The sequence below is a fragment of the Mesorhizobium sp. LSHC412B00 genome, assembly GCF_000503035.1.
Classification (GTDB): Bacteria; Pseudomonadota; Alphaproteobacteria; order Rhizobiales; family Rhizobiaceae; genus Mesorhizobium.
In genome coordinates this window covers 451,466-474,930 of sequence record NZ_AYWB01000001.1, presented here as the reverse complement: position 1 = coordinate 474,930, position 23,465 = coordinate 451,466, and the positions used below count along the sequence as shown (strand labels likewise).

The 23,465-nt window shown below is 60.8% G+C and carries 23 protein-coding genes; 14 read left to right on the top strand and 9 right to left on the bottom strand.

The features are described from left to right. Positions 1-84: 84 nt before the first annotated feature. The 4 genes from X757_RS162295 to X757_RS0133165 form a co-directional block, all read right to left on the bottom strand. Positions 85-615, bottom strand: a complete 531-nt coding sequence (locus X757_RS162295; RefSeq protein ID WP_023725060.1) for a VOC family protein — start codon at positions 613-615, stop codon at positions 85-87. Between the two features lie 102 nt (positions 616-717). Then, positions 718-1,566 carry an alpha/beta fold hydrolase gene (locus X757_RS162300; protein WP_023725059.1) on the bottom strand — a complete coding sequence of 283 codons (849 nt, stop codon included), beginning with the start codon at positions 1,564-1,566 and terminating at the stop codon, positions 718-720. A gap of 50 nt (positions 1,567-1,616) precedes the next feature. Further along, positions 1,617-2,441 (bottom strand): oxidoreductase, encoded by an 825-nt coding sequence (locus X757_RS162305; protein ID WP_023725058.1) that lies wholly within the window; start codon positions 2,439-2,441, stop codon positions 1,617-1,619. A gap of 256 nt (positions 2,442-2,697) precedes the next feature. Further along, entirely contained in the window at positions 2,698-3,408 is a 711-nt protein-coding gene (locus X757_RS0133165) for an alpha/beta fold hydrolase (protein ID WP_245275021.1), read from the bottom strand. A gap of 182 nt (positions 3,409-3,590) precedes the next feature. Here X757_RS0133165 and X757_RS162310 point away from each other — a divergent pair, with 182 nt between their 5' ends. Then, positions 3,591-4,451 carry a LysR family transcriptional regulator gene (locus tag X757_RS162310; RefSeq protein WP_023725057.1) on the top strand — a complete coding sequence of 287 codons (861 nt, stop codon included), beginning with the start codon at positions 3,591-3,593 and terminating at the stop codon, positions 4,449-4,451. 845 nt (positions 4,452-5,296) lie between these two features. On the opposite strand, the gene X757_RS162315 is transcribed toward X757_RS162310, so the two are convergent. Beyond that, positions 5,297-6,190, bottom strand: coding sequence for an NmrA family NAD(P)-binding protein (locus X757_RS162315; RefSeq protein WP_031250989.1), 894 nt, complete (start codon positions 6,188-6,190; stop codon positions 5,297-5,299). A 68-nt stretch (positions 6,191-6,258) separates the two neighbouring features. Continuing rightward, positions 6,259-6,594 carry a MarR family winged helix-turn-helix transcriptional regulator gene (locus X757_RS162320; protein WP_245275020.1) on the bottom strand — a complete coding sequence of 112 codons (336 nt, stop codon included), beginning with the start codon at positions 6,592-6,594 and terminating at the stop codon, positions 6,259-6,261. Between the two features lie 290 nt (positions 6,595-6,884). Here X757_RS162320 and X757_RS162325 point away from each other — a divergent pair, with 290 nt between their 5' ends. Next, on the top strand, positions 6,885-7,289 hold the full coding sequence (locus tag X757_RS162325) for a hypothetical protein (protein WP_023725054.1): 405 nt from the start codon (positions 6,885-6,887) through the stop codon (positions 7,287-7,289). Positions 7,290-7,364: 75 nt separating this feature from the next. Here the strand turns inward: X757_RS162325 and X757_RS162330 are convergent, their stop codons facing one another. Both X757_RS162330 and X757_RS162335 read right to left on the bottom strand, forming a co-directional pair. Then, complete coding sequence (locus tag X757_RS162330; protein WP_023725053.1) at positions 7,365-8,333, bottom strand: alpha/beta fold hydrolase; 969 nt, start codon at positions 8,331-8,333, stop codon at positions 7,365-7,367. Between the two features lie 89 nt (positions 8,334-8,422). Beyond that, the gene (locus X757_RS162335) at positions 8,423-9,109 is read right to left on the bottom strand and encodes a glutathione S-transferase family protein (RefSeq protein WP_023725052.1); all 687 of its coding nucleotides are present in this window, start codon (positions 9,107-9,109) and stop codon (positions 8,423-8,425) included. A gap of 109 nt (positions 9,110-9,218) precedes the next feature. Between X757_RS162335 and X757_RS162340 the strand changes: the two genes are divergently transcribed. Then, complete coding sequence (locus X757_RS162340; protein ID WP_023725051.1) at positions 9,219-9,791, top strand: TetR/AcrR family transcriptional regulator; 573 nt, start codon at positions 9,219-9,221, stop codon at positions 9,789-9,791. A 228-nt stretch (positions 9,792-10,019) separates the two neighbouring features. Here the strand turns inward: X757_RS162340 and X757_RS162345 are convergent, their stop codons facing one another. Further along, the gene (locus tag X757_RS162345) at positions 10,020-10,223 is read right to left on the bottom strand and encodes a hypothetical protein (protein WP_023725050.1); all 204 of its coding nucleotides are present in this window, start codon (positions 10,221-10,223) and stop codon (positions 10,020-10,022) included. A gap of 215 nt (positions 10,224-10,438) precedes the next feature. Between X757_RS162345 and X757_RS162350 the strand changes: the two genes are divergently transcribed. From X757_RS162350 to X757_RS162390, 11 genes are all read left to right on the top strand, one after another. Beyond that, the gene (locus X757_RS162350; protein WP_023725049.1) at positions 10,439-11,680 is read left to right on the top strand and encodes an ABC transporter substrate-binding protein; all 1,242 of its coding nucleotides are present in this window, start codon (positions 10,439-10,441) and stop codon (positions 11,678-11,680) included. 75 nt (positions 11,681-11,755) lie between these two features. Next, positions 11,756-12,817, top strand: a complete 1,062-nt coding sequence (locus X757_RS0133160) for an iron-containing alcohol dehydrogenase (RefSeq protein WP_023725048.1) — start codon at positions 11,756-11,758, stop codon at positions 12,815-12,817. A 140-nt stretch (positions 12,818-12,957) separates the two neighbouring features. Further along, positions 12,958-13,791 (top strand): helix-turn-helix transcriptional regulator, encoded by an 834-nt coding sequence (locus X757_RS0133155; RefSeq protein ID WP_031250987.1) that lies wholly within the window; start codon positions 12,958-12,960, stop codon positions 13,789-13,791. 226 nt (positions 13,792-14,017) lie between these two features. Continuing rightward, positions 14,018-15,001, top strand: coding sequence for a branched-chain amino acid ABC transporter permease (locus X757_RS162355; protein WP_031250986.1), 984 nt, complete (start codon positions 14,018-14,020; stop codon positions 14,999-15,001). Then, a complete protein-coding gene (locus X757_RS162360; protein ID WP_023725046.1) occupies positions 15,001-16,041 on the top strand; it encodes a branched-chain amino acid ABC transporter permease in 1,041 nt (346 codons plus the stop codon). The genes X757_RS162355 and X757_RS162360 overlap by 1 nt, the downstream gene beginning before the upstream one ends. Beyond that, positions 16,041-16,826: an ABC transporter ATP-binding protein gene (locus X757_RS162365; RefSeq protein ID WP_084629368.1), complete on the top strand. Its 786-nt coding sequence runs from the start codon at positions 16,041-16,043 to the stop codon at positions 16,824-16,826. Before X757_RS162360 ends, X757_RS162365 begins: the two co-directional genes overlap by 1 nt. Further along, positions 16,813-18,972, top strand: a complete 2,160-nt coding sequence (locus tag X757_RS162370; protein ID WP_023725044.1) for an ABC transporter permease — start codon at positions 16,813-16,815, stop codon at positions 18,970-18,972. The genes X757_RS162365 and X757_RS162370 overlap by 14 nt, the downstream gene beginning before the upstream one ends. Next, positions 18,973-19,812, top strand: a complete 840-nt coding sequence (locus X757_RS162375; RefSeq protein ID WP_023725043.1) for a phosphoenolpyruvate hydrolase family protein — start codon at positions 18,973-18,975, stop codon at positions 19,810-19,812. It abuts the gene before it with no gap. 5 nt (positions 19,813-19,817) lie between these two features. Further along, complete coding sequence (locus X757_RS162380; RefSeq protein WP_023725042.1) at positions 19,818-22,502, top strand: flotillin family protein; 2,685 nt, start codon at positions 19,818-19,820, stop codon at positions 22,500-22,502. 1 nt (position 22,503) lies between these two features. Continuing rightward, the gene (locus X757_RS162385; protein ID WP_023725041.1) at positions 22,504-22,941 is read left to right on the top strand and encodes an SRPBCC family protein; all 438 of its coding nucleotides are present in this window, start codon (positions 22,504-22,506) and stop codon (positions 22,939-22,941) included. Between the two features lie 99 nt (positions 22,942-23,040). Next, positions 23,041-23,457, top strand: coding sequence for a nuclear transport factor 2 family protein (locus X757_RS162390; protein WP_023725040.1), 417 nt, complete (start codon positions 23,041-23,043; stop codon positions 23,455-23,457). Positions 23,458-23,465 lie beyond the last annotated feature (8 nt).

The window sequence follows — 23,465 nt, the reverse complement described above, 5'->3', positions numbered from 1 at the left end:
CTTAGAAGCGAATGTTCGTTTCGTGCTTTCCGACAGCGTCAGCATCGCCGCGACTTAACTGATGCGGTCCCTTTTCGCACCTACTCAGCCCTCGTCCTGCCACCTGCGCAGAGCCGTCTGGTCATTGTAGGCCATGCGATCCGGCGTGGTGATGAATTCCATCGTCGTGCCCCATGGCATGCGGCAGTAGCAGACCTTGTTTCCAGGACCTTTCTCGGTTGCATAGGGAATAGCGCGCGGCGCGGTGAGGGGTGTGCCTCCGGCCTTTTCGAAGCGCTCGACCGATGCGTCGATGTCGTCGGTGTAGACACCGAAGTGTGTAATGCCGAAGTCGCTCGCTCGAACCGGCTGGGCTTGTTCGGGGCCGTGCATTTCGAAGAGCTCGATATCGGGTCCGGTGCCGATCTTGACCATAGCCTGCGCACGCACCACGGTTCCGGGAAAAGCGCCAACGGCCCGCTCGAATTCGGGTCCCTGCCGCGGCGGATCCTGCGGTCCGAAGGACTGGTAAATCACCTGGCCGCCAAAAGCTTCCACCAGGAATGATTTTGCTGCTTCGATGTCCGGCACCGTGATGCCGATATGATTGACGCCGCGAATGACAGGTGCGGTCATGACAATTTTCCTTTCTTGTTTATTGATCGAATGCGACAGGTGCGGGTTGCAACTCGCCCGCAATGTCGTGATCCGCCCGCCCGCGACGGGCGGTGCAGAATTTCAATTGGCCTTAAGGAAATCGATCAGAGCGGCCGCCACTTCGTCCGGCCGCTCGTCCGCGACATAGTGGCTGCACCGCGCAATCGAGCCGCCCGTCACATTGCTCGCGAACTCCTTAAGCATTGGGACCATCTGCGCACCGAAGCGCTGCTCCCCGCCGAGACCTAGCACCGGTATCTCGAGCGGTTGCTTCTTGTACTCGAGCGCAGCCGCATGGTCGGCGGCGAGGGTGCGATACCATTCCATGCCGCCGCGGGTGCGACCAGGAAGGGCCATTGCTTTCGCGTAGATTTCGATGTCCGCCGGATTGAACGTGCTGTGATCGTAGAACCGCTCCGCCATGAAGCTCGAAACATAGTCATATTCACGGCCATGGATCAGGCGCTCGGGCAGATCCCGGTTCATATGGAAGCTGAAGTGCCAGATCCTTGCAGTCGTCGCCTCCCATTGCGTCCAGCCGGGAAGCGGAACGTCGAGGACGGCCAGGTGGGTAACAGCCTCCCGATAAATGGCGGCCTGCGGCAATGCCACCATTCCGCCAATGTCATGGCCACAAACAGCGTAGCGCTCATGCCCAAGGGCAATCATGACCTCGTGTGCGTCATGCGCCATCGTCGCCTTATCATAGCCGTCAAGCGGGCAGTCGGAAAAGCCCGCGCCGCGCAGGTCCATGGTCACCACGCTGAAATGCTCGGCCAGCAGCGGCATCACATGGTGCCATTCCCACCATGTTTCCGGCCAGCCGTGAAGCAGAAGGATCGGCGGGCCAGAGCCTCCCGTGACAGCGTTGATCTTGATGCCATTCGCCGGCACCAGCTGCTGGGTAAACCCCTTCAAAGTTGCGATCATGATCGCTTTCCAATCGAAGTTGACGTTCAAAGAGAGCTCGCGGCCAGCGCTTAGGGCTGGCCGAAATCGGTGGCGATCGAGACGTCGCGCCAGGCGTCGATATCGCTGCGGAATGCAGCCAGCTTTCGCTCAGCGATCGCGTGCGCGATCGGACCGAGCGGCAGATGAAGCGGGGCGTTATCGGCACCGACTGCCTGCAGGATGACCGCGATCGCCTTGTTGGGATCGCCCGCCTGATTGCCGTTGTTGGTTTCGCGATAGTGCTTGCGCGAGCTCGCGGCGTATTCCGGCATCTCGTTGGCCGCCGTCGTGATCGAACGGCCAAGAAAATCGGTGCGAAACGGCCCAGGCTCGACGATCAGCACGCGGATGCCGAAAGGCCCCAGCTCGCCGGCGAGCGCCTCGGAAATCCCTTCCACGGCGAATTTGGCGGCGTGGTAATAGCCTCCGCCGCCGCGGCCCTCGATGCCCGCGCCGGACGACATGTTGACGATCGTTCCCCCCGAACGTCGCAGGACGGGCAGGGCGGCTCTGGTGGTTTCGATCAGACCGAAGACGTTCACCTCGAACATCGGCCGATATTCCTCGGGCGTGCCTTCCTCGATCGCGCCGAACAGTGCGTAGCCGGCATTGTTCACGAGTACGTCAAAGCCGCCGAATGTCTCGACCGCCTTTGCGACCGCGGCCTTGGCTGCCGCCGCATCGGTCACGTCCAGTGGCAAGGTGATCATTCGGCCACCGAAAGGCGCGGCCATTTCCTCGATCGTCTTGACATTGCGGGCCGTCGCGATGACCCGGTCGCCGCGCTGTGCTGCAGCGAGCGCGAGCCGCTGGCCGAAGCCGCTTGAGCAGCCTGTGATGAGCCAAGTTTTCATTACTTCTTCTCCGAGTTGTTTTCAGACGACGCAAAGCTGTCGCCGCCACGAACCGTCATGTCGGCCATGATCGACCAGTCCTTCTCCCCGAGGCCCGCCTAGACAGCTTTGCTGAGCTCCTCGCGCACAGCTTCAAGCATCGGGAGACCCGCGCCGATGAGTTGGCCGGTCGCGATGCCGAAGCCAGAGGAGTGGCTTCGGCGCATGGGTCACGAAACTTTCCGCAGCCCTGAGCCTGAACATCAGGGCATCGGCTTCATCTGCTCGCCGCTTCGGCGATGACATCGGCGACTTCGAGCGGATGCGAAATATAAACCGCATGGCTGGCACCGGGCACCTCGGTGACCTTCGCATTTGCCCGCTTGTACATGGACCGCTCCGCCTCGGCGCCGACAGCCATGTCCAGCCCGGCCACGATGCCGTAGCTCGGCTTGGTCTTCCAGGCCACGTGCTGCGTCTTGGTTCCGAGGATCTTCGCCGAAACCGGCACCTGCGAGTTAGTCATGAAATCCGTCTCGGCCTTGGACAGGTCAGCGGCGAATCCCGCCCGGAACTTCGCGGGATCGAACAGCAGGAAGCCGTCAGAAGTCGGCTTGAACGCGTCCGTGGTCGGACTCGGCCACTTCTCAAACACATCGCCTACGCCCTCGCCAGCATCCGGGACGATGGCCGCGACATAGACAAGTGCCGAAACCTTCGGGTCGACGCCGGCTTCGGTGATGATCTGACCACCATAGCTGTGGCCGACGAGGACGACCGGCCCATTTTGCTGCTCGATAGCGCGATGAACCGCCTGAACGTCATCCGCCAGCGAAGTGTTCGGTTCCTGAACGACCGTGACTTTCAAGCCCTTGACGACCAGGCGCTCATATACGCCCCTCCAGCCGCTGCCATCGACCAACGCGCCATGGACCAAGATCACATTTTGGGCCGGCTGCGCGAAAGCGGAGGGCGCGCCGAACACCACTGCAAGAGCCGCAGCACCGAGATAGAGAGACTTGAGAGACATTTGCCGATCCTTCCAAATGACATGAGGTGATACACGAGAGACGGCCCGATTGACCGATGATGGGAAATCTAGGTGCTTAGATTTGTTCTTTAACTGACATAAATGTATTCTCGGCGTTCATTTTTGTATGGGCGCTCGCGATGGAATGGAGTGACGTCAGAATTTTTCTTGCTATTGCGCGATCCGGCACGCTCGGCGGCGCCGCGCGTTCTCTTCAGACAAGCCATCCGACCGTCGGCAGGCGCCTTCGCGCACTTGAGCAGGCGATCGGTCACACGCTCTTCCAGCGCACAGCGGACGGTCTTGTTCTGACCGACGAGGGCCACGGGATCATCGCGCTGGCGGAGCAGATGGAAGAAGGCGCGCTGGCCATGGAGCGCCGGCTTGCGGGGCAGGAGCAGAATCTCAAAGGCAGTCTGCGCATTTCGTCAGCGGACTGGTTTGGGGCCTATGTCCTCCCGCCTATCCTGGCGGATTTCTCAAAAGCCTACCCCGATGTCGACGTCGAGATCTTGACTGGCACGCGCCAGTTCAACCTTGCCCAACGGGAGGCCGACGTCGCTTTTCGTATCGTGCCGTTCGACACTGCCGATATCGTTCAGCGGCGGCTCTTCAGGCTTGAATACGGCGTCTACATCGCCGAGGAGGCGGCTGATCCCAAATATGGCGATGGGACCGGTTTCCGGCTGATCACCCATGACACATCCACGGGCCATTTTCCTGACATCGCGTGGCTCATCGAGAGTTTCCCCAACGCAAGACGGGTCCTGCGATCGAACAACCGCAATGTCCAGGGGCGCATGTGCAGGCAAGGCGTCGGCATTGCTGTCCTGCCCCGCGTAGTCGGCAATCAGATCCCAGGTATTCGCAGACTGGAACTGCCGACGCCACCGCCGGCGCGAGACATTTGGATGGGATACCACCGGGACTTGCGGCGTCTTCAGCGTCTTCGCGCGTTCATCTCGACCGTATCGGGCCACCTCGTGAACGCGACCGCATGATGTGCGGCCTGGAAATGACTCAAGATTCCCGGAGAAACCGCAAGATCGCTGCAGTCGTCCTGGTCGCTCCGAGGCGGTCCAATGCGGTTTCGTTGAATTCGATCATCGTCGCATGCGGCGTCCGCTCCCCCAGCCGTTCACCCGAAGCGGACCGGCTGCTTACGGCCCCAAAGCGGCCATTTCGGAACATGCAAGCCGAATAAGTGGCGATTGGAAATCAATAATCACTCGTCGCATGGCAGTGTGGAATTGTGAGGGAAATCTCCAGAAATCGGAACTCATCCCATTCAAGGCTTCAGCTCTGACGAATGCCAGTTCCCATGTGATAGGAATTGTCATCAACGCGCTTTTCATGCTTGCTAGGCCGATGTCTCGTCCTCGCTTGCTGCCCGAAAATAGTCTTCCGATCTATCCGTACCTGCCTGGCAAACATCCGCATCCGGTACGTGATGCCTCCTGCGAAACGAAGCACCCAGCACCGCTTTCTTCAAGGGACTGATGCTATTGGCGGCGGCCGGGCTGAAAATCCGCGAGGGAAGCGGGTCGCTGCCGTGCGCCATGGGACAAGAGCTGCCGCTGCATTCGGCAACGACGGCAAGCGCGCGAGCAAGCCTTGAAGCGAAGTGGAAGTAACCCGCCCTTTGTCAGCCCTGAGGCGCGAATGATCTCATTGAGGGAAGCAGCCGCGTAACCAAGCGATTTTACCCGATAGGTCGATGTTCAACTTGCTTCTCCTGAGAGATTGGCCTGGCGGCGCGTTCATTGCGCCGCCACCAGCGTTCTGGACAGAGCCGGTGCCTCCGACCCAGTGATTCCGATGTTCCGTCGGGCGACGCCGGAGTGGCTTACGCCGCCGCATCCAGCGTATTGAAGGCGGCCCGGTGCGACGTGACGAAGTCCTGAACGGTCATCGGCGGCACGCCTGTGACTTCGGCGATGATCTTGTCGGCGCCCGAGAAAATGCCGTTCTGGTAATCGAGGGCGATGGCGCAGAAATGCTGGATCAAAAATTCCGGCAGGCCGAACTTTTCCAGGCGCTCGCGATAGGCGGGGATGGTCAGCGGCTGATAGCTGATCTTGCGGCCGAGCACCTCGCTGATGGCTGCGGCGATGCCCGGCTGATCAAGCTCGGTCGGCCCATGAAGCGTGTAGGTCTTGCCGACATGGGCGGCCGGATCGGCCAGCAGCACTGCAATCAGGCGGGCCTGGTCCTCGGCAGCGATGGGAGCATGACGACCAGCGCCATAGGGTAGGTCGATGATGCTCTGTTCGACGATCGTCTTGCGCGCGAACGGGTAGAGCAGCCATTGCGAGAAAAAGGTTGGCCGCAGGTGGATGGCGGGAACGCCCGACCAGTCGAATATCCGCTCGGCGATCCAGTGATCGCGCGCTGCATGACTCTCGGAGTCCTCGCGCGCGGAGATCTGCGACATGTTGATCACGGCCTTGAGGCCGGCGCGCTTGGCCGCATCGGCGAAATATGCCGTCGTCTGGATGATGCCGGGACGGACCGGATAGCAGAAGTAGGCGGCGGTGGTGCCGGCGGCGGCGCGGATAGCGTCGTCATGCTCGAACAGATCGCCGACCACGACCTCGGCACCTTCGCTGCGAAGCGCCTCGGCCCGCTGGTCTTGCCTGTGGACCAATGCCCTGACGGCATGGCCCTTTTCGAGCAGGCGTTGGACGGTGTAGCGGCCGGTCTCACCGGTCGCGCCGGTAACGAGGAACTTGTCAGTCATTTCAATCTCCTTGTGTTTGGTCGCGTCAGTATGTGTGTAATTACACACTTATGGGTAAAAAAGGGGAGTTACCCGCCGAGGTTCAGTTCCAGGATTTCATCGCGCATGCGTACGGCACGGTCTTGTCCGACCTCCCGCTCAAACGCGGCCTGGGCGTCTTCCCAGAGAGGAATGGCCTTCGCCACCTTTGCAACGCCCGAGGGGGAGAGCGTGACATCGAAGGCCCGGCCGCTATCGGCTCTTCCGGCGACAACCCATCCGGCCGCCTGCAGCGGCTTCAGCGCGCGGACAAGAGTGGTGCGCTCCATGCTCAGCATTTCGGCGAGACGGGTGATCTTGAGGCTTTGGTAGGCTTCCAGCAGAGATAAAATCGAGAATTGCGAGACCGACAGTCCGGCAGGCACCAGATGACTGTCGTAAAGACGGCTCAGATGCCGCGCGTTCTGGCGGGCGGCAAGGGCGTAACAGAGATGAGGACCAGTAGGTGTCGGCATGGGGCATATCTAAATGTGCAATTGCACAGTGTCAAGTCCGAACCTCGGCGCTCTACCTGCAATTGCCAGAGTCGGCACAACCCGGCTCCTCGGCTCATTGCTTGAAGTGCAATTACACACTAAGTTCGGGGAACGTCGCAGTTGAGTCTGGATCGCGCTCACGCGGCCATCCCAGAAATCACGCCATCCGGAGAAACGACATGTCGAGCAGCAACGGAGAAAAGCATCCATTCCTCGATGATCTTGCCGATAACGCCGAACTGAGAGGGACGGTCCTGCGCCGTCCGGTTTCGGGTCGAGACAAGATCAAGCACCTGGTCGAGGCCGTCGGCACGCTCTACGCCTCGCAGACGCCCATCTTCTATGGGGCGATCGATCAGCGCCATTTCCTGCAATACAAGGCAACACTTCGCACCGGCCTCGATCTGGAAGCGGTAGGCGTCATCGAGCGTGACGGGACCGGGCTCGTCCGGCGCGTGATGATGACATTTGCGCCTCTGGACGCTGCGCTGTCACTGTCGGCAGGACTGGGCGGCATCATCGGGGAGAAGTTTGGTGACGATCTCTTTTACAACGCCCCGGTGAACGAGGTCGCCGGGTCCTGATTGCCAGATCAGCATACGATCACACGCAAAGGCGGGGGGCCCGGCTACGGCCAGCCCCCGGCCTTTTGCACGCCATCAGCCGCGAAGGAACGCCAGCAGGTCGGCGTTCAAGCGGTCCTTGTCGACATGCAGCAGCCCATGGGAGCCGCCTTCGTAGACAATGAGCTTGGCGTGCGGAACGAGCCCGGCGGTCAGTTTCGCGGAGATTTCCAGCGGGACGATCTGGTCGTCACTGCCGTGGACCACGAGCGCGGGAACGGTGATCTTCTTGAGGTCGTCGCGGAAATCGGTTTCCGAGAAGGCGCCAAGCGCGTGATAGGCAGCAAGAAACCCGGTTGCCTGTCCCTGACGCCAGTAGCTCTCCCGCAGGCCTTCCGAGACGTGCGCGCCCGGACGGTTGAAACTGTAGTACGGCATGGTGACGTCGAGATTCCACTGCGACCGGTTTGCCTGCACGGCGGCGCGGAACGTATCGAACAGCTCCTTGGGCGCGCCGTTCGGATTGGTTGCGGTCTTGAGCAGGAAGGGTGTCACCGAGGAAACGAAGGCGACCTTGGCGACGCGGCTCTGGCCATGGCGCGCGATATAGCGTGCGACCTCGCCACCGCCCATCGAATGACCGACGAAGGTCGCCCCGCGCAGATCGAGTGCCTCGACCAGCTGCGCCAGATCATCGGCGAAGGTGTCGTAGTCGTAACCGCCGGACGGCTGGCTCGATCGGCCAAAACCCCGACGGTCATGGGCGATGACGCGGTAGCCATTCTGCAACAGGAAGAACATCTGGTCCTCCCAGGCGTCCGACGAGAGCGGATAGCCATGGCTGAACACCACGGCCGGACCGGTGCCCCAGTCCTTGAAGTAGAGGCTGGTGCCGTCTTTCGCGACGAGGCGATCGCCTGTGGCCTTGCCGGCGCGGGCAGGCGCGGGGGTCTTTGCATCGGCGGGGGATGCGCCGGCGCCAACTGCTGCAAGCCCGACGCTGGCGATGGCGACCCCTTTCAGCAGGTTGCGCCGGGAAGCGCGGTCGGTTGAGATCGTGGACATGAGGGAACTCCGTGAGGTTATGCCGCCTGGCGGCACGAGTGGCGAATGTGGTTGGACGTGTCGGCGCGATGTTCAGGTCGCGTGCGAGATTAGAAGCCGAGCCTGCGCAGATCCTCGGCGACGAACATATGGCCGCTACGGTTCTTGACGCTCGGCAGCTCGGAGACCTTCGCGCGCCAGGAGTTGAGCGCGGAATGATCGTTAGGGATGGCAATGCCGGCGGCGTCGGCGAACATCAGCCCGGCAAAGACTGTAATGTCGGCCATCGAGAACACATCGCCGGCGACGAACGACTGGTCCTGCAATACTCTGTCGAAATACTTCATCCCCGCGAGCGCCTTGTCGCGCTGACGATTGCCCCACTCCTGACGGCCGGCCCATTCCGGGCTCTTGAAGGCCTGCAGCTCGTCGCCCAGGCCCGGCGTCGCATGATGGAAGTAGTTGCCGACCGCATCGAGCAGCTCGGTCTCGGCCCGCTTTTGCATCATGTGGATGACGGCCTTTTCCTTCGGCGTCTTGCCGGTGAGCCGCGGATCGCCGTCGACATTGTCGAGGTATTCGGTGATGGCGGTGGCCTCAGCGATGTAGGTGCCGTCCTCGAGCTGGAGGACCGGGAGAACGCCCGAGGGGTTCTTTTCGAGGAAAGCTGGCTGTTTGTGCTCGGCGCCGATGAGGTCGACGGAGACGAACTCGACCTGCGGTACGAGACCCTTCTCGGCAAGCACGATGCGGATACGAGCCGGATTGGGAAAGCCGGGGCGATCGAAGATTTTCATAACAGGGTTCCTTTAACTGTCTATCGATAGATAGGTGACGCAATGCCGTTTATCCCTTCCCTTTTCCGGCGTCAACAACTATCTATCGGATGATAGGTACGGAACGACAATGGCTAGAACCAAAACGGATATGCGAGAGGCGGTCATGACCGCCGCAAAAGCGACGGTGCAGTCGCATGGCTACAACGCACTCAGCTTTCGCGAACTGGCGAAAGAGGTGGGGATCAAAAGCGCCAGCGTGCATTACCATTTCCCTACCAAGGGCGACCTCGGCGCCGCATTGGCGCGTCGCTATACGGAGGAGGGGGCAGCCTTTCTGGCGAAGCTCCTTGCGACGTCCGAGGACGCGACCTGGTGCATGAACCGATACACCGAAATCTTCCGTTCGGCCCTCGCCAACGACAATCGCATGTGCCTGTGCGGGATCATGAGCGCGGAACTTGACGATCTTCCCACGGAGGTTCGAACCGAAGTGGACAGGTTCGCTGAGACGAACGTCGACTGGATCGCGCAGGTCTTGGCGCGGGCCAAGCCTGCGGCGAGCGAGCAACAATTGCGGGAGCATGCGATGGCAATCTTCGCTGCCATCGAGGGCGCTCAACTCGTCGCACGCGGCTGCCAGGACATCGCTATCTATGACCGTACGATCCGAGCCTACCGAGCGACAGGTCTCATCCCGTAACGATTGACGGCACGCCTAATCAGACTTTGCTCGCCGCTGATTGAGTGCGCGCGAGAGTTTGTGTGCACGTGAGTTGGTCTTAACGCGCGAGCCGCTCAATTAGCTTCACTCTGGATCATGGCTTGAATCGCTCGACCCCGGTGCTTCACGCTTCTGCACCGAGATTACAAGGCGTTCGCCAAGCAGGAGGCAAGCGTGCAAGCGGCCGAGCATAGCAATGAGGCGCATCTAGATTGGATAGCGGGCATCACCGCATTCAAGGGGGTGGTGCTCGAAGGACGTAAAGTCGTCTTCATCGCGGTTGCCGTGCACGGCGGAGAGACCGGCGCAGATCCTCGCGAATGGCCTCGCCGTGCTTGGGGTCGCAAACAGGCGGCGCAACGTCACCTGGATACGCTTCCGTTCGCCCTTCTGGGTCAGCACGTCCTGCATCGGGCCCGTGGATATTCCCCTCAGGTTTCCGAGGCGACGAGTGGTGCGGGTATAAATTAAGTTGGGATTCAAGAATCCGACGCTCGGCAATGACTCGCCACCCTCGGCGCTTCTCCTGCGCTCGAAGCTGGTTGACGCTTCCTGTCCGCTCGCAATGACAAAGAGCGTTGTTCAGGGAGGTTATCGTGACAAGATTCTATAGACATGCGGTATCGATGCTTGCCATTTCTACGCTCGCTATCGTTGCCAGCGGAGCCGGTCATGCGAAAGCCGAGGCGCTGAAGGTCGGCATTCTGGCCACGTTGGAAGGAACCTACACCCTTCTCGGCCAGGATGGCGTGCGCGGCATAGAAGTGGCGCTCGGCGCTGCCAAGAAAATGGCTGGCGGCCGAGAGATCGAGACGATCGTCGCATCCACCGATACGACACCTGACAGTGCCGTTCGGGCGGCACGCAAGCTGATCGAGCAGGACGGGGTCCAGATTATCATCGGACCGGTTTCCGGCTCGGAAGGCATTGCGATCCGTGACTACGCCAAGACCAAGCCCGATGTCACCTTTATCAACGGCAGCTCTGGCGCGATGGAAACGACATACGTGGATCCTTCCGCGAACTTCTTTCGCTTCAACACTGACGGCGCGCAGTGGTCCGCAGGACTTGGAAAATACGTATATGACAAAAAGGGCTACAAGACCGTGGCGACGGTCGGAGAAGATTATTCCTTCATCTATACCCAGGTCTTCGGCTTCGTGACGGAGTTTTGCGGCGCCGGCGGCAAAGTTGCCAATCGGTTCTGGGTTCCGCTCGGAACGAAGGATTTTGCCTCAATCATCGCCGCGCTGCCGGACGATGTCGATGCGATCTATCTGGGGCTGGGAGGCGGCGACGCTGTAAACTTTCTCAACCAATATCAGCAGGCCGGCGGCAGCGCCAAGCTGATCGGCGGCACGATCATGGTTGACGGCACCGTGCTGACCTCGCAGGGCAAGGCCAAGGAGGCCTTGATTGGAACCCCATCGTCTGGACCGCAAGCCGATACCTGGAACGACCCGAAATGGCAGGCCTGGGTCAAGGAGTACCAGGACTTTTTCCCTGCCGACAAACGTTTTCCAACACCGTCGCTGTTTGCGACGACATACGCGAATGCGACCAACGCCATGCTCCAGTGCCTTGAAAAGACTGGTGGGGATCTCTCCGGCGGTCAGGCTAAGTTCCGCGAATGTCTTTCGACGCTCACACTGGACGCGCCAAACGGACACATCACGCTTGACAAGAACCGCCAAGCGGTGGGCTCGAACTTCGTGACCGAGGTGGCGCAACTCGCCGACGGGAGCCTCGCCAACAACCTGGTCGAGAAGGTCGACAACGTCAGTCAGACTCTCGGCATCGATCCGGCGGCCTTCGCCAAGATCGGCTTGCCGAGCCGCGACGTGCCGGAGTGCAAGGCGTCCTACTAAGCCATAGCCAGGCTGCCTCAAGCGCCGGTCGCGACGTGCGGCCGGCGCCGCTCTAGATGACGCGGAGATGCCTAGATGACGCTGATCACATATTCTTCGCGCGTGCATTTCTCGGACGGCATAACAGAAGAAGCGATTTTCGCGGAATTTGAAAGTTCCGGCATTCACCGCCCCATTCTTGTCGGGGACTTTGCATCTCTCAGTCCGCAAGTTTCAGAGCGGCTGATCGCAGCATTGCCTGCCTGGCGGCTGGGGAGTGCATTGGATATGCCTGTTGACGCCGCTGGCGCTGCCCTAGCCTCCAGAATAGTCGAAGCATTTCGTGACAGACGCGCAGATGCACTGGTTGCAGCCGGCTCTTCGCGAGCACTTGAGATCGTGCGACAGGCACATCAAGAATTTCGAAAAATTGCGGGGAGGGGTCTGCCGCCAATGCTCTTAATCCCTTGGGTGTATGGCCTTCCAGATCCACAAGACCAAGCGGCACATTCAGGGCGCGAACAACATCCCGAGCTCAAAACGTCCACGGTGATCATTCTCGACCCGACCTTGACGAGCGACGCAGACCGACACGCGACCGCATCGGGCTTGGCCACGGCGCTGTCGCGCGCCATCGAGGCCTTTCTCTCGCCGGCGTTTCATCCTCCGGCCGACGGTGTCGCGCTAAGTGCTGTCCGCTCAGCAGCCCGCGCGCTTCGAACGATCGACCAACGCGCCGACATTGGCTGGCGCCGAGACGCGATGGCTGCGAGTTTCGGTGCAACCCTTGCGCAGGAGAAAGGCGCTGGTCCGGTACAGGCGCTCGTCTATGCGCTGTCCAGGCATTTGAAGGGACCGGCGGATGGAGGTGATCTACGGGCGGTCCTGCTGCCGCGTGTCTTGGCGGTGAGGAACATTCCGGCCGAGCAGGCGCGACTGCTCAAGGAGGCACTCAATCTCGATGGCGATGCCTTGATCGCAGAGGGAATTGCAGAGCTTCTGCGTCCTCTAGGCTTCCCACAACGGTTGTCGGATGTCGGTATCGCTGAGACGAACTTGGAACTCGCGGCCATAGATGCAGAAGAAATGGTCCATCTCTGGCCTCGAAACGCGACCCTCATGGCGGGCGCGAAGTCGCTGCTGGCGGCCGCTCGTTGACTTCCAGCGGTCTTTTTTCGTTACTGAGCGTCTGATCATCGTGCTGTTTGGCTTGCGTTGCGAGGAGTTTCTCTTGCGCGGCAAAGAAAACAGGCCACACTCCGAACCTGAAAAAGAGTATGGCATCTGGGAGGAATGTCATGAGCGAGGCTTTGGCCGTCAGCCATGCCGCTTTTGGGCGAGCAACGTTATATCGCCTCGATCGGCCCATCATCGTACATGCCCATCGCGAGGGGCATCTGATCTTCTATTTGTCGGAAGCGACAGCCCGAATGGCAGTCGGCGACGCCAACGTTTTGCTCGATAAGAGCACAGTCGTTGCGGTCAGCCCCTGGGAGCCGCATAATTTCCAGGTCGATAGCGCGTGGGCTGGCGCGGCGTGCATATGTCTGGTGCTCTACATCAAGCCCGTTTGGTTCCTGGAAAATGCGCAGTCAGCCGAGTACGCATTGAGCTTTGGCCGCTCCGACATTCGTGTCACGCCATCCCTCTTGCATCTTGCCATGCGGCTTGCGGCCGCGCTGAGAGACGGCATCGAAGATGTCGACGTCGAGCCGCTGTTTTTCGAAGTCACCCGCCTTGCGTATCAGCTCTCCTGGGAAGACGGGCAAACGACGTTGGTTCGACCCCATCATACGAACGCGCTTTGTGACTTTCGCGTCAGGCGATCACTGCGCTTGCTCAAGGAATTCGTCGGCGACGAGATCGAAATAGAAAGCGTCGCGCGGGAAGTGGGGCTTTCGCGTCCGCATTTCTTCAAGCTCTTCAAGCAACAGGTCGGGATCCCGCCGACCATGTACCTAAACACACTGCGCAGCGAGCGGGCGATAGAAAGCCTCATCACAACGGACCGCACAGTCGCCAACATTGCCGACGACCTCGGCTTCTCCAGTCAGGCCAGCTTCAGCCGTTTTTTTGCGGCCAACGTTGGCATTCCGCCGTCCGAGTATCGTCGCGTCGCTCATCACGTTTGAGCCGCAGCCCCCGCGCGGGCACCTTTTTCCGATCCGCTGCGTCGTGACGAGACTTTCGGGTAAATCCGTCGGCGTCGACTGATCCTAATTTACATTCACAGAGAAAGAGGGCGCGGCTGCGAGCATCGCCCCGAGGAGGAACTGTGTCCGGATTCGCCAAGTCGCTAACTGTACCCGACGTCTGTGCGGAAGACGCATCGTGAGAGATTTTGCTGCCCGTCGTCCCCTGTCCACAGGGCTCATCGGGCTCGCCTTGCTCGCCCTGATCTGGCTGATCTTCGCCGTCTGGCCTGCAGGTCTGGAGGACGTCATAGGGCGCAAGAAGGTATTTTTGAACGCCTTCTTCAACGGCATTACACTTGGCGGTCTGTATTTCCTCGTTGCCTCTGGCTTCACCCTGATCTTTGGCCTCATGCGCAACGTGAATATGGCGCATGGTTCGCTCTACCTGCTTGGCGGCTACGTCGGTTTCTTTGTGTCCGGATGGACGGGTTGGTGGCTTCTCGCCTTCCCTGTGGCGTTCGTGGTCGTCGGCGCGCTGGGCGTCGTCATGCAACTTGTCGTCTTCCGGCCGATCCAAGGTCAGGACCTGCGTCAAACGCTGGTGACGATCGGTCTGTCCATAGTGATTGCGGATCTCATGCTGTGGGGTTTCGGAGGCGACTTCTATAACATCCAGGCGCCATCATGGCTGGGTGGGCCGATGGCCACCTTCTTCGTCACGGCGGTCAAGCCTTCGGGCGATGCTGTCTATCTCAGCTATCCGCTCGTGCGGGTCGTCATCTTCGCCGCATCTGTCGTCGCTGGCATTGGAATATGGCTACTGCTCAATCGGACCCGTATCGGCATGGTGATACGTGCGGGGGTTGACGATGGCGAGATCCTAGAGGCCATGGGGGTACGGCTTCAAATTGTGTTCGTCGGCGTTTTTGCCTTCGGCGCGGGGCTCGCCGGTTTGGCCGGAGTCGTGGGGGGTACTTTCCAGTCGCTGGCTCCTGGCGAGGACATTCGGTTTCTGCTGGGCTCACTCGTCGTGGTCATCGTGGGTGGCATGGGTTCCATTCCCGGAGCAGCGATCGGCGCCCTGATTATCGGTCTCTCCGAACAGTTCGGGTCCGTCTACTTCCCGACCTATGCGGTGGTGGTCACCTTCATCATCATGGCTGTGGTGCTTGCGTTTCGGCCACAGGGCCTGCTGGGGAGGGCGTAATGGCTTTCAATATCGACCAGCCCCGTACCGAACCGTTGCTCCTTGAGCGCGTTCCGCCCGCGTATTGGATCATTGGGTCGCTTCTTCTGACGATGCCCGTTTTCGCCGGCCCTTTCGTCCTGTTTCAAATCTTCGGCTGGAGTTTCGCCCTTGGCCTGATTGCGCTCGGGCTCACCGTGCTGGCCGGCTACGGCGGCATGGTTAGCCTGGCGCAAATGACCGTTGCGGGCTTTGCCGGCTATATGCTTGCGATTTTCGGCAACAGCGCCGTCGTCTCGATCAGCCAGGGTTGGCCATGGTATGTGGCAATTCCGCTGGCGATCATCCTAGCTGCTTTATTCGCGACCGCCATCGGCTGGCTGGCGGTACGAACAGCCGGCATTTACACGATCATGATCACGTTGGCGGTGGCCGCCGCGTTCTTCTATTTTACCCGGCAGAATTACGACATTTTCAACGGCTTTACAGGGTTCAACCACACACTGCCGCCGGAACTCTTCGGCATAAATTGGCGACACCCGGTCCCGTTCTATTACCTGTCTCTCGCCATGGCGACGCTGTTTTACGCCATTGTCTGTTACGTCGTGCGCGCCCCATTTGGCATGGCCCTGCAAGGGGTGCGCGACAATTCCCGGCGAATGGCGGCCCTTGGCTATTCGGTTACCGCTCATCGGGTCTCAGCCTATACGTTCGCCGCCATACCCGCTGCCATCGGCGGGATATTGCTGATGTGGGGTTCAGGGCAGATTTCGCCTGGCACTGCGGGCATTGGACCGGCGATCGACATGTTAATCATCGCAGTCGTCGGCGGCCTTCGTCACCCTATCGGTCCCTTCATTGGTGCGCTGTTGTACGTCGTCCTCAAGACGTTTGCGATCGACATCCTCATGGCGCTTGGGTTGGGCGCGGAGCGGTTCAATCTCCTGATCGGTGTTGGATTTCTTGTCATTGTGGCGCTTTCTCCAGACGGCATTCTCGGCCTTTGGGACCGCTGGCGCGATTCACGAGGGGTCGACCGCCTGACGGGGAGGCGATCGTGATGGCCGTGGCCCCAAGCATCGCCGCTGGCGCAGCAAACGCGCTTGAGCTACGCGGATTGTCCAAATCGTTCGGTGCGCTGGCAGCACTGGCCGATATTGATCTGGTCGTAAGCCCCGGTGAACGTCGTGCTGTGCTCGGCTCCAACGGAGCCGGAAAGACAACCCTCTTCAATTGCATCACTGGCGACTTTCGGCCAACGGCCGGTGCCATCCGTTTCTTTGGCGAGGACGTCACCGCGTTTCCGGCTTACGAGCGCATTCGCCGCGGGCTGCGCCGGACCTATCAGATATCCCTTCTGTTCGGCGGGCTTTCTGTTGCCGACAACATCTACCTTGCTTGCCGGGGCGTGTCGCGCGGCAGGTTCTCGATGCTGCGGCCCAGACGCGACGACGCACTAGTCGCTGCTTCCGAAGACCTCGCCCGCACCGTCCACCTTTCGGATGTGAGCGACAGACGCGTAGCCGACTTGTCCTACGGCCAACAACGCCAGCTCGAGATCGCCATGGCGTTAGCGGGCGCGCCTCGCCTGGTGCTTTTTGATGAGCCGGCGGCCGGACTGAGCCCGACCGAGCGGCGGAATCTGGTCGACATTCTCACCGGTCTCCCAAGCCACATCGGCTACATCATCATCGAGCACGACATGGATGTGGCGCTACGCGTCAGTGACCGCGTCACCTTGATGCACAACGGCCGCATCTTCAAGGATGGCAAACCAGCCGAGATTGAAGAAGATCCGGAAGTGCAGGCGCTCTACCTCGGCGGAGGCGAGCATGGCCACTCCTGAGCACGGGATTCCAGCGCTCGAAGTGCGCGACCTCAACGTCTATTATGAGCGCAGCCATGCGTTGCAAGGCGTCAGTCTGACCTTGTCGCGCGGAGTCATGTCCGTTGTCGGCCGCAACGGGATGGGCAAGACGACGCTGTGTAAGGCGATTATGGGCATTTTGCCCGCAGCATCCGGATCCGTGGCGTTCCGTGGCTGGCAGACGAGTGGAGCTCGTCCGGCCGAGATTGCGCGTGCCGGCATCGGCTATGTGCCGCAGGGGCGGCGCCTATGGCGTTCGCTCACCGTTGACGAGCACCTGCGGCTCGTCGCAACGAAAGGCGGCGCCTGGACGCCTGAGCGTGTCTACTCGATTTTTCCTCGTCTTGCGGAACGCCGGCAAAACGGTGGTGCCCAGCTTTCGGGTGGCGAGCAGCAGATGCTGGCGATCGGGCGCGCCCTTCTCACAAATCCGAAGCTTCTAGTGATGGACGAGCCGACCGAGGGGCTGGCGCCTGTGATAGTCGATCAGGTGGCCGAAATGCTTGTCGATCTCGGCCAGCAGGGCGACATCGACGTTCTTGTGATCGAACAGAACATCGGGGTTGCTTGCGCGGTCGCTCGCGACGTGGCGATCATGGTCAACGGCCGCATCAGCCGGATCATCGACGCCCATGTTCTCGCCGGCGATCGGGATCTTCAACAGACATTGTTGGGGGTCGGACGCCACGCGCACGACGAGATCGCGCCTGCTGCCGAGCCAGCCGCCTCCATCCCTGCAAGCTCGACTAAAATATATGTTTCCAACCCGGTGGCGCCGACACGGTGGACCCCTCCCGTCCCCGTCGGACTCATCGAGGGCGCGGCCCGTACGATGACGCCGGTCGCAACGATTGGCTCGGGCCGCGCCGACCCTTCCGATCGACGGAAAACTCCGAGTGGCGGTGTAGTCTATGTCTGCGGCACCCTGGATACCAAGGGCATCGAACTGTGCTTCATGCGCCACATTCTCAAGGGCCATGGTCTGAATGCCCGGCTCGTAGATCTGTCCACAACCGGAAAGCCATCCGGCGCCGAGATTCCGCCCTATGTGATCGCCGCTTTACACCCCCGCGGTGCGGCAGGAGTCTTTACCGGGGATCGCGGCTCGGCCGTGGCGGGCATGACCTTGGCGTTCGAAGCATGGATGAAGAGGCAGACCGACATCGCTGGCCTTCTGGCGGCAGGTGGGTCAGGGGGCACAGCTATGGTCGCTCCTGCCTTCCGGGTTCCGGCAATCGGCGTGCCAAAGCTGATCGTATCTACGGTCGCCAGCGGCAATACCGCGCAATATGTAGGTCCGGCCGATATCATCATGATGCATTCGGTCGCCGACGTTCAGGGTATCAACTCGATCACGCGCGAGGTCTTGGGCAACGCGGCCAATGCCCTTGCCGGAATGGTCAAGGCACGTCTGGTTGAAAATCCGCCGGCGCCTGCCAAGCCGGCCATAGGCCTGACGATGTTCGGCGTCACGACTCCCTGTGTCGACGCGATCACGTCGGCCTTGAGCGCCGACTACGATTGCCTCGTCTTCCATGCGACCGGCACGGGCGGACGGGCCATGGAGAAATTGGTCGATTCGAAGCTTCTCGACGGCGTCATCGACATCACCACGACCGAGCTCTGCGATATGGTCGCCGGCGGCGTCTTTGCGGCGGACGAGACACGTTTCGAGGCCATGATCCGGTCTGGCCGGCCGTACATAGGCGCTGCCGGCGCGCTAGACATGGTCAACTTCAATGCGCCGGAAACGGTGCCCGAACGCTATCGCGATCGGCTGTTCTACCGGCATAACCCGCAGATCACACTGATGCGCACAACGGTCGAGGAAAACGTAGCGATTGCACGTTTCCTGGGCGCCAAGCTGAACCGGATGACTGGCCCGGTCCGGTTCTTCCTGCCCGAGGGCGGTCTTTCGCTGCTGGACGCGCCAGGCAAACCCTTCTGGGACCCAGAAGCCGACGCGGCCCTGTTCAAAACTCTTGAGAACGTGGTGCAGCAGAACGCGAACCGGCAACTGATCCGCGTCAAAGAGAACATCAACGACCCCGACTTCGCTCAACTCGTTGTCCGCACGTTCCGCTCCCTCCACACACAAACGCCTGCCGCCAGAAAGGGCGCGTGAATGTTCCCTCGTAATGAGCTTCTGAAAAAATTTCGCGCCATGCGTGACCGAGGCGAGCCGATCATCGGCGGCGGTGCGGGTACCGGTCTGTCGGCGAAATGCGAGGAAGCGGGCGGTATCGACCTGATCGTAATCTACAACTCCGGCCGCTACCGAATGGCCGGTCGCGGCTCACTTGCTGGTCTCATGCCGTATGGCGACGCGAATGCAGTCGTCATGGAGAGGGCCACCGAGGTCCTGCCCATCGCCAGAAATACCCCGATATTGGCTGGTGTCTGCGCTACCGATCCGTTTCGGCTGATGGACCGTTTCCTGGATCAGGTGAAGTCTGCTGGATTTTCCGGCGTGCAGAACTTTCCGACAGTCGGCCTGATCGACGGCAATTTCCGGGTCAATCTGGAAGAGACTGGAATGGGCTATGCTCACGAAGTCGAGATGATCCGCATGGCGCGGGCGCGCGAACTTCTGACGACACCTTACGTCTTCAGCGAGGCCGACGCCCGGGCAATGGCTGAGGCCGGAGCAGACATCATCGTGGTGCACCTGGGGCTGACGGTCGGGGGTTCGATCGGCGCCGGCACCGCGGTCAAACTGGAAGAGGCGCCCGCAATAACCGACGCCTGGGCCGTGGCTGCGCTCGACGTCAATCCAGATGTGCTCGTGCTGGTTCACGGGGGCCCGGTCGCTACACCGGAGGATGCCGCGTTCGTGTTGAACAACACCAGGCATTGCCATGGTTTCTATGGCGCATCGTCAATGGAGCGGCTCCCCACGGAGCAGGCGATGACCGAGCAGACCTCGAAGTTCAAGAAGATCGTTCGTCAGACGGCCGGGAGATAAGCCACATGATAGGTCAACTTATCGGACAACTCATACTCTGGCTCATACTGGCCGTAATTGTCGTCTTCGTCCTCTTCTGGGTGATGCACTGGCTCTATCGCCGGTCGACGAAAGAGGTGGCGTTCGTACGCACCGGCTTCCTCGGCGAAAAGGTGGTGATCGACGGCGGTGCATTTGTTTGGCCAATCGTCCACGACATCACGCCCGTCAGCATGAATTCCATCCAACTCGGTGTTACCCGCGATCGGGAGCAGGCGCTCATCACCAAGGACCGGCTTCGCATCGATGTAGATGCGGAGTTCTATATTCGCGTCAAACAGGATCGGCAGAGCGTCAGCCTGGCCGCTTCGACGCTCGGGCGCCGCACACTTGAGCCGGAGCGTATCCATCAACTTCTTTCCGGCAAATTCGTTTCGGCGCTGCGCACCGTTGCCAGCCAATTAACGATCGACGAAATCCATGAGAACCGCGACGACTATGTCGCGCGGGTGCAAGCGGTCGCTCAAAACGGATTGGACAAGAACGGGCTGGAACTTGAAGCGGTGGCTATCACCGACATCGACCAGACGGACATCGCATATTTCAATCCATCAAACCGGTTCGACGCAGAAGGCTTGACGAGCGTCGTCGAGGCGGTCGAAGGGCGGCGGAAGCTGCGCAACGACATCGAGCAGGAAACGATGACGCAAATCCGGACTCGAAACCTGGAGGCGGAACGGAAATCGCTCGACATCGAGCGCGCAAGCGAGGAAGCCCGGCTCGAACAGGAACGCGAGATCGAATTCCGCCGCGCCGCGCAGCGATCCGAACTGACGCGCGAGCGTTCTGAACGTGATCGAGACGCCGAGCATGCGACCCTTCTCTCCCGGGAGGCGGTCGAGACGTCGCGCATACGGATCGAACAGCAGATCACCGAGGCACGGATCGCTTCTGAGCGTGAGGTGCGCCAGCTTGAGATTGGGCGGAAACGCGCGATCGATGAGGCCGAGATCGCGACCGTCGAGGTTATCGAGAAGGCGCGGCTGACGCAGCAGCAGGAGATCAGCGCGACCCGTATCAAGAACCAACAGAGTACCGATGTAGCGGAGATTACGGCTCTCGAGACTGTGGGAAAGGCTCGCATCACCCAGGAACGAGTCGTCACGGAAGCGCGGATCGCGAACGATCGGGAGACGCAAACGCAGGAAATTGAACGGCAACGTGCAGTCGACGAAGCCGGGATCACCGCGCGTCAATTGGTCGAGACGGCGCGCATCGCCAACGAGCTACACATCACGGAGGCGCGCATCGGCATGGAAAGAGCGACTCGCGAAGCCGAGATCGCACGCAACCAGGTCGTGGACGAGGCCGAGATCAAATCAAAACACGTCACAGAAGAGGCTCGGATAGCACGCGAAAAGGCGCTCGCTGCGGATCGCATTGCCTATGAACAGGATTTCAAGGAACGCGAAATCGCACGGAACCGCGCTGTGGAGCTTCTCGCAGTTTCCGCCGATGAGGAAGTGCAGGCGGCCAAGATCATGGAGCAGGTGCGGTTGCGCACGGCCGAGATTGCCCGCGACGGCGAAATTCGCTCGCGTGAAATCGCGAAGAATGAGGCAATCGAAACGGCCGAGATCAGTTCGCGCCGACAGGTCGATAGCCAGCGAATTGAGGAGGAAGGCGCCACCGCGGCGGAGAAGATCGCCCGTGACATGCGCGTTAGGGAGTTGGAGATCGAGCGAAACAAGTCCAACGATTCTGCTCAACTCGTCGCCGACACAGCTGTCGAGACAGCGCGGGTGACGAAGGCGAAGACCATCGATGCCGAGAAGATCGGCGCCGAATTGGCTCTCGATACACGCAGGCTCGAGCGGCGCAAGGCGTTGGAGCAGCTGGAGATTTCGCGCGTCCAGATCGTGCGCGAAGCCGAAATCGCCAGCCAGGAGGAGATCGAACGGGCCCGGATCGCTTCGGAGCGCGGGCTCGACGACGCTCGCATAAGTCATCAGACGGACCGTCGCAAGCTCGAGATCGCACGGGAGAAGGCGGTGGAGGAGGCCGCTATGGAGAAGGCGATCGCGATCTACGCGAAGTCGCTGCAGGAAAGTGCGGCCGCCGTCGAAGCCGAACAGGCACGAGCGCTCGCTGCAGGGGCCGCCGAAGAGGTGGCCACGGCGCGCGAGACCGCCGCCGCGAAGCGTCGCAAGGCGGTCGATGTGACGATGGCCGAGAAGGAGGCGGAACAGACGAAGATCGCCGCCGGCGCCGACAAGATCCGAGCGGCTGTCGAGGCCGAGGCGCAGAAGCTCATCTACGAGGCCGAAAACGTGCTGTCGGATGGCGCCCGCTTCGGAATGTTCCGGCGCCGGCTGCTCGAGCGGATCGAGGGCATTGTTGCGGCTTCGGTGAAGCCGCTAGAGAAAATCAACGAGATCAAAATCGTGCAGCTGGGCGGCAGTGGTGCTCCCGGTTGGGGGGGCGAAGGCGATGCCAACCGCCCAAGTCCCACCGAAGAAGTGATCAACTCGGCGCTGCGCTACCGAGTGCAAGCGCCGATGATCGACAGCCTGCTGGCCGACATCGGCATAGACGGGTCGAACATCGCGCGCCAGGGCGGCTTGATCCGAGATGCCGCAGACATGCAGCGCGTCGCGGCGGACATTGCCAAACAGAAGGCAGCGCCGAAGACCGACGGCGGGAAGTCCTGAGATGGCGCGGGTCTATGCATCGTCTGTAATCGGCGCCCCGGCAGCCAAGGTTTGGGAGCGTGTGCGCGACTTCAACGGGCTGCCGCGCTGGCACCCGCGCATGCGCGACAGCCGTATCGAAGACGCGCTGCCTTCCGACAAGGTCGGCTGTATTCGCAGCTTCCAACTTCAGAACGGTGACCGGCTGCGTGAACGTCTACTCGGTCTCTCCGACTACGACATGTTCTGCACCTACGAGATCGTCGAGAGCCCGATGGCGGTGACGGATTACGTCGCCACCCTTCGACTTACGCCCGTGACCGAAGGAGACCGCACGTTCATCGAGTGGTCGGCCGAGTTCGGGTGCGACCCGAAAGACGAGGACGACCTCGTCAAACATATCAGCCGAAATGTCTTCATGGGCGGCTTCGAGGCGCTCAAACGCCATTTCGCGGGCTGATGACGTGGACTGAAAACCAAGTTCAACAAAGGGAGGAAGACAATGCAACGCATAACATGCCTGATAGCAGCGAGCCTGGCGACCATGATCAGTGGTGCAATGGCGCAGGACAAGAAGCCGACACTGCCGCCGCTAAAGGTCCAGTCCAACGCAGAGATGGTCGTCGTCGAGCATGTCGATGCGCTGAGCAAATGCGACTGGAATCGGCTCATGGCGCAGTACCCTGAGGAGATTCTTTTCATTCTGCCGAACGGCGGCTCGGTCGAAGGCCGGAACGCGGTCGGTGACCTATTCACCGGCTTCTGCAAAGAGCGCGCCGCAGGCGGCTTCAAGGGCGCGGTCTTTAGCCCCGAGAAGGTCAAGACGATCGGCGACACGGTCGCCGTCTCTTGGCGTGTGGATGCGCCCTGGCTGGCAGAGCCTTACAAGGGCGCCGACGCCTATATCACGAAGGATGGCCTGATGTACACGCAGGTCACGACCTTCGATCCCGCCGGCATGAAGTTGAAGAAGTAAAGGCGGCA